The sequence below is a fragment of the Azonexus sp. genome, assembly GCF_036170495.1.
Taxonomy (GTDB): Bacteria; Pseudomonadota; Gammaproteobacteria; order Burkholderiales; family Rhodocyclaceae; genus Azonexus.
On the sequence record NZ_JAVHPH010000116.1, the window covers coordinates 1 to 10,317 of the forward strand.

Here is a 10,317-nt window from a genome sequence, read left to right on the forward strand (position 1 = left end):
TCGCTTCGGTTTCCCCCATGCCACCGGGGATTAACAGCACCGATTCTGCGGCATCCGTCTTGATGATCTCATCGATGATGCCGAAGGCAACATCGGCACCTACCGCCAGGATCAGCAGGTCGAGCTTGCTTTCCAGCGCCCCCAGGTTCGGTGCACAGCGCACGCCATCGACTTGCTGGCCGTCGGGATTGATGACGCACAGCTTTGAGAGCTCGTACCCGGATGCAATGATGTTCTTCAGGGTGATCCGGCCAAAGTTCATACGCGTGGCGGAGGCACCGATGATGCCGATCGAAGCTGGGTGCAGCAGCTTGTTGATCTTGGCCTGGGGACGCGGCGGGCGGACCACTTGCGGCCGACCGAAGCGGCACAGGCCGTCAAGCGCCACCAGCGAGCCCGCCGCGCAGGTGAAGGGGTTGACCTCCAGTTCCTCGATGGCGAAGTCGGTCTCGGGGTTGCCCGCCGAGCAATCGTTGGCGAGTCGGATGAAGGCAGCAAAACAGTGCAGCAGGTCAACGTCTGCCACCCGTCGTTTGCCCCCCCGCGTGAGTCCGGCGATCTTGCGGTAGGCCAGCGTCGGTTTGAAAAGCTCAAGGAATTCCTCGGCCGTGGTCAAAGCGGTCGAAGCCGACACCACCGCCTGTCCGCGGCGGGCGCTGGCGGCAAAGAGCTCGGTGTCAACGCCGCCGATCCCGGCGCTGATGATCATGCCGAACTCGCGCGTGTTGCGGATGCCGACCAGCAGCTCGCTGCCGGCACCTGTCGCATCTGATTCAATGAACTCGGTCAGCATCACGCCCGCGACGTCCTGCTCTGACAGCTTGGCCAGCATGCTTTTGCAGGCGGCTCGTATGGCCGCTGGCTGATTGGGCACGACGGCGACACCGCCCACGTCCGACTTGTGGGCAATGCTGGTGGAGACGATCTTCACAACCACCCGGCTTGCGGTGAACGACGCTAAAAGCTCATCCGTCGGATCAATCCCGTTGGCGAGCACCTCGTGTCGGGGTGCGCTTGCGATATCGGCCGCAGCAAGCAGCCGATAGACCTCATGTTCGAACAGTGTGGAGCGTCCGTCGCTGTGTGCCTTCTGGAAGACGTCGTTGATCAGTTGTTGGCTCATGGTGGTCCTGTTTTATGTGTGTAGATTCTTGATGAATGATAGATTCAGCGATGATGCTCGATGAGGTTCTTGGCATACAGCCTGGCTTCGACGTAGCGCACCAGCGCCTGCGTGCCACGCGCACAATTCCTGAAAATGCAAACGCCCTGATCCATCAGCGCTGCGCTCATGGCATCGTAGAGTTCACCGCCATCGATAATGCCAATGACCGGTTTGTCGTTGCACTGAACCAGCGCTGGCATCAGGTGTACCGTACTCTTGGGGTCACTGATGTCAAAGCCGGGCCGCAACTTGCTCACCTGCAAGGCCCGCACCGAGGGCGCTGTTGGGTCAAGCCCGACCACCACCGCGTCGATGTTCGGGTCTTCCAGGAAGGCTTGCACAATCTGTAAGTGGGCTTGGTCATCAGCGCCTGGATTGATGTCGATCGGATTTCTGACCTCGACCAGCGTGTTGAGTTTCTTGGCCAGCAGAATTTCTTCCACCTGGTGCACCGTGCCGGGTTCAATCGCACCCATTTCCATGGAAAAACTGTCTGACTCAATGGCGTCAGCCATGCCAACGGCCTCGAAGCCGGCGCCGCTGATGGCACCGAGTCGGCGACCACCGATTTTCTTCTCGTGCAACGCCCCTGCGATGTAAAACAGATCGTCGAAGGTGTTGAAGTCTGCTGCCACGATGGCGCCGGCCTGGCGCAGCACCGACTCGAACAGGGTTGCGTCGCCAGCGATCGACGCGGTATGACCCATCACTCCGCCCTTGCCGGGCGCCGACTTTCCGGCTTTGTAAACCACCACTTGCTGGCCATTGAGAACGGCTTGGCGCACGGCGTGGGCGAAGGCGAGTCCGTCGAGGTCCTTAAAGCCCTCGATATAGATGCCAAGGGTTTTGATTTCCGCTAGACCGGCGAAATAGGTCAACATGTCACCGTGGGTCAAATCGGTCTGGTTGCCCAAAGCCAGCATGTAACGCGGGTCGAGCCAGAGGTTCTGACTGAGCCGCGTGATCATGAACGCCCCACTCTGGCTTAACATGACTGAGTTGCGCTCCGGTTTTTTTTGGGGTTTTGGCAGACGCTCCAGCGGAATGAACCAGGAGTCGTAAGAGCCGGGATGCGACACCACGCCCAGGCAGTTGGCGCCGAGAAAGATTGGGCCACCACCGGGTTGAGCATGGGCCGCGTTGATGCGCTCAGCCATGGCTGCCGAGGGCTCCCGGCTGGCCTGGGTTTCCCCTAGACCACCGGGGATCAGCATGACCGATTCGACCGCGTCGGTCTTGATGATTTCATCGACCAGCGCATAAACCGCGCTGGCTGCCACAGCCACAATCAGCAGATCAAGTTTGTGCTCGAGCGCTTGCAGACTCGGCACACACTTGACGCCATCAATTTCGACCTCGCCCGGGCGAATAATGGTCATGCGCTCCTTGCTGTAGCCACTGCCCAGCAGGTTTTTCAGGATGATTCGGCCAAAATTCATGCTGGTCGAGGAAACCCCGATGATGCCGATGCTGGCCGGGTGAATCAGTTTGTCGATCTTGTGAATGGGGCGCGGCAGACGGCCTGGTAACGGCGCATCAAACTCACAATGGGCGGCTTGAACGCTCAACTCAGAACCCACCTGCACCGGGTTGAGTACCAGTTTTCGAAGTCTGAATGAGGCCTGGGGTTGACCCGGGGAAAAGTGCTTGGCCAAGGACAGAATTTGCGCGAAGGCGGCTTGCAACTGCGCATCTGGCACGCCGCCAGCGTTGCGGCTGGCAATCGTTGCCAGTTTTTGATAGGCCAAGGTGCGTTTGAATAGAGCCAGGAAATCGGTGGCGTCTGTCAGTTCGGTGGCGGCGTACACCGTGGCCCGGTCTTTTTGGAAGTTGCCCTCGGCCAGCTCTGCGTCCAGGCCGCCGATCCCGGCGCTGATGACCATGCCAAACTCTCTGGTGCAGTTCAGGCAAAGCCCCAGTTCGACCGGGGGCTGTGTCTGGACGAGCGCACCATTCGGGTTAAAAACCATGCCCAGACTCGCCACCAGCGTGCCCAGTTCTGCGTGGTTCAGGGTGTCACGTCCAGCGGCTGCACCCTGCTCAAAGAGCGTCTGTACCAGTGTGCTGGGCGCAGCGACTTTGGTTTCAATGGAAGTGCCGCAGTTCATCGTTGTCATTCCTTTTCATTTTGTACTGGGGTTAAACCTGGATTCCTTGGTTGGACGCGCCCGAGTCGGATGCTGGGCAATCGCTAGCCCGCCGTGGCCCCGTCCAGGTCACGTCTGACAACGGCAACGCTTGGGCACCTTGGTTGCGTGAAAACACTTGTCGTCAAAATGTTTTGGCGCTCCCTGGCTGTCGCTGGCGGCGACCGATCCAGCCTGTTGCACTGCCACCGCTCAACCGCCGGCGATGATCGGAACCAAGCGCACCCGGTCGCCACTGGCAATGGGCACCGATGCTTCACCCGAGAGCACCATGTTGCCGTTAACCGCCATGTTCCAGGTGCTGTCGTTCAGGTCATTGGCAGCCTCCGGCAGCTTGCGCAGCAGCGCTGCGCGCAGGGCTGTCAGATCGCTCACGTTCTCGTCGATGATCACTACCTTTTCCGGCGCGCCCGGCAGCGCGCGCGGCAACTCCACCCGCACGGCAAAGCCGGAGATCAAGCGCGACAGTTTTTCATGCCACTCGAGCGCCGGGGTGCCTTCGGCGTTCAGACCAGTCAGGTGATAAAAGCGGTCTTTCATACCATCAAACTCGGCCCGGTCAACCTTCTCGCCGGCGAACGGGCCTTCGGTCAGCGCTTCCTCAAACCAGCGCCGCGGCAGGGTGTCGTCCTTGGCGCGCAAGCCGAAGCGGAAATTGAGCATGCGCTCAATCCCGGTCACATTGCGACCCACCTCGTCGAGCTCCTCCTCGGCGAAAGTCTGGCCCGTCAGTGCGCCGATCTGCGTGGCAAAGTCGGTCAGGTCGGGCAGGCTCGGGGAGTTGAATAACTTGGTGTTGAAGCGGCACATCCCCACCGAATCACCCACCGCATAATTGTTCTCGCATTTGCGCACGGCGTACTCCTTGCCCTCATAGCTGTTCGGCGCGGCCGAGACGGGGCCGTTGTACAACGCGGTCTTGAACGCCGCGTCGTCGTTGATGCGGGCGTTGATCTCCAGCGTGACGCGGTTGCGCAGGTGATCCATGCCACGGGTTGCCACCGACAGTCCAAGGGCGAACGCTTTGAGGATGCGTGCATCGTGCGGGTCAGACTGGAACAGGCCTTTAACGGTCATGCGATAGTCAAGGGCTTGCGCCGGGTATTTGCCGCGTTCCACCGCCCGTGCCGAGTCGGCGATGGTGTCGCCGAAGCCTTCGCGTTTGGCGGTCATGAACAGCAGTTGTTCGATCACCGGGTAATTGCCCCAGGTCAGATCGAGACCGCCGGTTTCCTTTTGCGTGATGATTGAGCGCTGGTACAGCTCCATGGCCCAGGCAATCGAGCTACCGGTGGAGGCCGAGTCGAGGCCCAGGTCGTTGAGGATGTTGTTCAGGCGCAGCACCTGCTCGGGTTCCTGGATGCCAATCATCGGGCCAAATTTGCCCAAGGTGACGTACTCGGGGCCATCGCCCTTGTCGTACTTGTCGTACTGCCCGTCGTTGTGAATGCCGTTGTAGCTTCGCTGTTTGCCGTGTTCAACCGACGCCTGCTCCTTGTCGTAGCTGGCGTTGCCGGTCAGGCCCTTGAGCGCCGAGGCGCCCCAGCCGACCTGGGCTTCAGGCGTCAGGTCGTTCTGGTTGCGGCAATGCACCGGACACAGGTAGCAGCCGTCCATGCCAGGCCGGTAGGGGTCAAAGTTGTCGGCGTCCAGCGTGGGCTTCCAACTGGTTTCCTGGTTATTTTTGGTGCCCAGGGCGCACAGCACGCGGCTTGGTTTGTACAAAAACGGCGTACCCACCATCTTCAGTGCATTCTTGATGACGCTGGTCGAGATGATTTTCTTGCCGATGACCTTGTTGTACTTGACCATGGGTTGCAGCGGCTGTAGGTCTTTGGGGGCGCCGTGGATCATGATCGCCTTGACGCGCAAAGACCCCATCTTGGCACCGCCACCACCACGCGCCCAGATCGACTTGACACCACCCATGATGCCGCTACACAGCACCTGGTTTTCACCGGACGTGGTGATCCGGGCCAGTGCCATGTCCTCGCGCTCGACACAGTTGTAGTCGCGCGCGATGGCGGCGGACATGTTGAGGTTGTTCAGGCCCACATAGGGTGCGGCATCGACCAGCTCCGCCGTTTCATAGGAAATCCGCAGCATGGTCCAGCCGGGTGAGCGACCGAACAGGACGACATGGTCGTAACCGTGGCAACGCAGGAACGACGGAAAATAGTCGCCCGCGTTGGCGTCGAGAATGGCGTAGCTGTCAGGTGACTTGCTGGTAATGTTGCCGCGCGTGGCCGATGGCATGCTGCTGGTAAGCACACCGGCACCGAAGATCAGCGGAATTTCGGGATCAAGCGCAGCGCGTTCTTCTTCCACCAGGTTGTAGAGCAACCACATGTTGGCGCCGCGTCCACCCAGAAAGTTGCGCAAGACCTCCAGCGGCAAATACTTCTTGACGAAGGTGCGCTGCTCCAGGTCAACGAACAGTACCGCACCTTGCGCGTTGTACTGTGGCGTGTCGTGCATGCGGGCGACGAGTCGCGCCAGTTTTTCTCTGATAGCCATGTCCTGAACTCCTTGAATTTCCAGATGGATCAGGCCGCTTTTAGCGCCTGAAGATGATCGTACTTGGCCTTTAGCTCGTCCTTGCTTTCACGGTGCGCCGGGTCGGGAACGATGGCGCGTACCGGACAAACCTTGACGCATTGGGAGATCGCGTGGTGCCCGACGCATTCGGTGCACTTGGCTGGGTCAATGTAAAAAATGTCTTCGCCGGCGCTGATCGCCTTGTTTGGACAGGGTGCCAGACAGACATCACAGGTGATGCATAAGTCAGTGATAAGCATTGCCATTTGTGTTCTTCCTCGATGGGCTATGGGTTAAAAATAGGTCAACGGACAGCAAGCCAGCTTGGCGTTGGTTCATTCCTGGCTCAGTGGCGGATCCGGGTCTTCGCTGGCAGTCGAATCGGCGGCGCTGCATTCGGCCAGGCAGGACTCTAGCCACGCACTGTGTTCGCGCTCTTCCTGCGCGAACTGGCGCGCCAAGGCGATGACCTCAGGGGCATGTGCCGAGTTGGCGACGTCCGTATAAAACTGTGTCGCGCGGCGCTCGTGCTCCAGCGCCAGCAGCACGGCGTCGCGCACCGACAACTGATAGCTGACCCGGCCGATATCGATGGTTTCCGGGCACTCCTTGCTGCGCCATTTGAAATCCCAGGGGGCATAGTGCGGCAGCTCGACGCCCTTGCACAGGGCGGTGAGATCCGCCAGGTGCTGTTTTTCTGCGACTTCGAGGCGCCGGAAAAGCGCCGCCACCGCCGTTTTGCGATGGGTCTCCATCTGGTCGGCGAGTTCACCATAGCGCTCGCTGGCCTCGGTCTCCAGCGCCAGCGCATGCGCCAGAAGTTGCGGCACGGTTTGAATTTCGGTACCGTCGGTCTGCGTTTTGTTCATAACATAAACCTCGATTCCAGATCAGCGATGGAGCCATTCGAACGTTCGAATTCGGGGCGATAGGGCGCGCGCGAACCTTTAAAAAGAACCTTGCCCACGTTGAAACCGTCATCGGTCATCAGGCGCCGCGCAGCGCGCGCCGCATCGTCCGTGCAATCGACCTCGGCGGTGCGTACAAAGTCGCGCCATACGGCTTGATCCGGGCGGAAGGTGACGCAGGGGCTGAGCACCTGAACCAGCGAAAACCCGGGGTGACGAACGGCTTCGACAATGATCTGCGCCATGTTGACGGGGTCGCTGCTGGAAACCCGGGCAATAAAGTTGGCACCCGATGCCAGACCAATCACCAGCGGCTGGAACGGGTTGATACCAGTGCCTTCGGGGGTCAGTTTGCTGCCTTCCCAGTCGGGCGCGGTGGTCGGTGAGGCCTGCCCCTTGGTCATGCCATAGACCTGGTTGTCCATGACGATGTAGGTCAGGTCCACGTTGCGCCGACAGGCATGCAGGAAGTGATTGCCGCCAATCGAGAAGCCATCGCCGTCACCGCCGGTGACCAGTACCGTCAGATCGGGGCGCGCCAGCTTGAGTCCGGTGGCCACCGGCAAAGCGCGGCCATGCACACCATGGAAACCATAGACGCTGGTATAAGCCGGAATTCGCGACGAACAGCCGATCCCCGAAATAATGGCCACCTCATGCGGCGGCAAAGCGAGCTCGGCCAGGGCGCGGGTGATGGCATTGAGCACCGTGTAGTCGCCACAGCCGGGGCACCAGATGGGTTTGACCTCTGACTTGTAGTCCCTGGCCTTGTAGTTGCGCACAACAGCTTGCATCAGACGCTCCAGGAGTTGAGTTGTTCGAGAATGCGTCCCGGGCCAAAGGCCAACGGGCCCGCCTGATGCAGTGAGAGTGTCTCGCGTGGCAGATCGTAAAACGCTCGCAACATGCGGTAGAACTGGCCGCTGTGGGATTGTTCGATGACCAGCACGCGGGTCACGCCGGCCAGCGCCGCAGCCATGCGGTCGGGTTGAGCCGGTGCGATCAAGCGCAGCGAAATCAGGCGCGCTTTGCCGCCTGTAGCCGAGAAACGTTGCAAGGCTTCAAGGGCCGGGCCGGTTGATGAGCCCCAGGTGATGATCGCGATGTCGCCCGGGCCCGCGTCGGTGTCAACGATGTCGGCCCAGTGGTTAGCGTAATTAAACTGGGTCAGCTTGCGACTGCGTTTGTCAAGTTGCGCTTGGTGGTCAGACGCTTGCGAGGACGGGGTGCCGAACGGGTTGTGCTCGAGACCGTCAGCGGTATGGGCCAGGCCTGGCGTGCCGGGAATGGCCATTGGGGAAATGCCTGAGCCGTTGACGGCATAGCGCTGGTAGCGTTCACCTTCACCTTCACCTTCACCAGCGGCTGGGGCGGTGATACGCTGGCCGCTGAAGGTGAACGGCGTCGGACGAGGCAGGATGGCGCGCGACTGCCCCATCGACTGATCGGTCAGGACAATGGCAGGGGTTTGCATGGACTCGGCCAGATGCACGGCCCACTGACTGGTGAACAGGCAATCGGCCACCGAGTTGGCCGCCACCACAATGTGCGGCGCATCACCGTGCATGCCATAGACCGCGATGTTGAGATCACTCTGCTCAGACTTGGTGGCAATCCCGGTTGACGGGCCAACGCGCATGGCATCGACCACCACAATCGGTACCTCGGCAGCCACCGCCAGTCCAAGCGCTTCGACCATCAGCGACAGACCCGGGCCCGACGTGGCGGTCATGGCTGGCACACCGCCGTAGGAAGCCCCGATGATCTGGTTGATGGAGCTGAGTTCGTCTTCGGCTTGCACCAGCACGCCGCCCACCTTGGCCAGCGACGGTGCCAGCCATTCGAGGATCTCGGTGGCCGGGGTGATCGGGTAGGCGGCGACAAAACGCACACCACCACGCAGGATGCCAAGGCCGGTGGCCTCGTTGCCCGTGATGCTCCAGCGCGGCTCTTTTTCGGCGGCGATGGCGGGCAGTTTTGGAATAGCCGGCAGATCAGCGGCGGCGGCAAAACCGGCATGAAAGGCTGCCATGCTGGCATCGATAGCGGCTGGCCCCTTGCGCTGTAGATACTGCTCGACGACCGTTTGCATGGCCTGCGGTGGCAGTCCGATCATGGCTGCAATGGCGCCCAGGGCAACCATGTTCGGGCGGCCACCCTCGATCTTTTCGGCGATGTCGGTCAGCGCCAGTGCGGCCTGGCGCGGCTGGGCGGCCAGCAGCGCGGCCGGGCACGGCCCGTGTGCCGGGTCACCGACGATGAGGCTGTTGCCGGTGAAGGGGATTTCAGCCGAAAAACGGCCAATGTTGTCCCAGTCAATGGCCATCAGCAGGTGGAAGCTGTCATCCTGCGACAGGATCGGCCGGGTGGCAAAACGCAACATGGTGGCTGCCTCGCCGCCCCGAATCTGCGGCCCGGATGAGCGACTCATCAAGGCATACCAGCCGGTTTTGGCGGCCGCGTTCAGCAGCAGGGAGCCGGCCGTCACAACGCCAGCCCCACCACTGCCGGCGATGACCAGCGACACGCTATGGGTGGTCATAAGTTCTTTCCTTCACAGAACAAGATTTGATGCTGGATCGACCTGGCATGGTGCCAGCCAACTGCTACCGACTGCCCGGCGCCTGCGTGCGGTCGTTCCAGTGGGGCCGCTGTGGTGCCGATGCTTGCCACTTGTCTTCTCATATGCACTCCTGTTGTGATGACGCCAAGGTTAGACTTTTATCTTGCGGTTGCAAGGTGTGACGTTGAACAAGTGTGCGATGATTGCACCAATTGTGCGATAGTCGCACAATTAATTGAGTACAAAACGGAGCTAACCCATGACCATTGCCAAGGCCGACTTGATAGAAGGGATGGCCAAAGGCATGGCCGTTCTGGAGAGCTTTGATACCGAGCATCAGCACCTCAATGCCACGCTGACCGCCGAGCGCACGGGTCTGACGCGCGCCGCCGCGCGCCGTCACTTGCTCACCCTGGCGCACCTCGGGTATCTGGAAACTGACGGAAGCTACTTTTGGCTGACCAGCAAGGTGCTGCGCTTTTCCGGCAGCTACCTGGCGTCGGCTCGTTTGCCGCGTACGCTGCAGCCGACATTGAACCGGCTGGCAGTTCAGGCAAAGGAGTCGTTTTCTGCGGTGATTCTGGACGCAGATGAGGTGGTGGTCATTGCTCGCTGTGGCAACGATCGCAACCCTTCGTCCCCCGGCGGTGGCCGCGTGATTGCCTACGGCCTGCACCTGGGCGCCAGACTCCCGGCTCACGTCACCTCGACCGGTCGCGTGTTGCTGGCCGCCAAGACCAAGAAGGCCTTTAATGAGTGGATGAAAGGGCGCCATCTGCAGCGTATGACAGCACTGACCACCGTCGATGCGCGCGCGTTTCGGGCGCTCATCGAGAAAATCCGCCGGGACGATTTTTGTTTGGCCAGCGAAGAACATGAACTCGGTGTTCATGCGATCGCCGTTCCGCTGCGCAACAGCAAAGGCGTGACCGTGGCCGCGCTCAACGCGGTGGCGTCGCACACCCGGCTGTCGGCGCCCGCCATGCAACGGGATTT

Annotated in this window: 8 protein-coding genes; 1 reads left to right on the forward strand and 7 read right to left on the reverse strand. The window is 60.8% G+C overall.

The genetic code is table 11. The features are described from left to right. The 7 genes from ADADOO_RS03680 to ADADOO_RS03710 all read right to left on the reverse strand — a co-directional run. On the reverse strand, positions 1-1,123 hold a 1,123-nt coding region (locus tag ADADOO_RS03680), incomplete at its 3' end, for a CoA-binding protein (protein ID WP_511275115.1). Positions 1,124-1,167: 44 nt separating this feature from the next. Then, complete coding sequence (locus ADADOO_RS03685) at positions 1,168-3,273, reverse strand: CoA-binding protein (RefSeq protein ID WP_511275117.1); 2,106 nt, start codon at positions 3,271-3,273, stop codon at positions 1,168-1,170. A 231-nt stretch (positions 3,274-3,504) separates the two neighbouring features. Next, positions 3,505-5,829: an aldehyde ferredoxin oxidoreductase C-terminal domain-containing protein gene (locus ADADOO_RS03690; protein WP_511275119.1), complete on the reverse strand. Its 2,325-nt coding sequence runs from the start codon at positions 5,827-5,829 to the stop codon at positions 3,505-3,507. A 29-nt stretch (positions 5,830-5,858) separates the two neighbouring features. Further along, positions 5,859-6,116, reverse strand: a complete 258-nt coding sequence (locus tag ADADOO_RS03695; RefSeq protein ID WP_511275121.1) for a YfhL family 4Fe-4S dicluster ferredoxin — start codon at positions 6,114-6,116, stop codon at positions 5,859-5,861. A gap of 69 nt (positions 6,117-6,185) precedes the next feature. Beyond that, the gene (locus tag ADADOO_RS03700) at positions 6,186-6,719 is read right to left on the reverse strand and encodes a ferritin-like domain-containing protein (RefSeq protein WP_511275123.1); all 534 of its coding nucleotides are present in this window, start codon (positions 6,717-6,719) and stop codon (positions 6,186-6,188) included. Continuing rightward, a complete protein-coding gene (locus ADADOO_RS03705) occupies positions 6,716-7,540 on the reverse strand; it encodes a 2-oxoacid:ferredoxin oxidoreductase subunit beta (protein ID WP_511275125.1) in 825 nt (274 codons plus the stop codon). The genes ADADOO_RS03700 and ADADOO_RS03705 overlap by 4 nt, the downstream gene beginning before the upstream one ends. Before the next feature lie 11 nt (positions 7,541-7,551). Continuing rightward, on the reverse strand, positions 7,552-9,300 hold the full coding sequence (locus tag ADADOO_RS03710; protein WP_511275126.1) for a 2-oxoacid:acceptor oxidoreductase subunit alpha: 1,749 nt from the start codon (positions 9,298-9,300) through the stop codon (positions 7,552-7,554). A 280-nt stretch (positions 9,301-9,580) separates the two neighbouring features. Between ADADOO_RS03710 and ADADOO_RS03715 the strand changes: the two genes are divergently transcribed. After that, positions 9,581-10,317: IclR family transcriptional regulator domain-containing protein (locus ADADOO_RS03715; protein WP_511275128.1), on the forward strand; the 737-nt coding region annotated here is incomplete at its 3' end.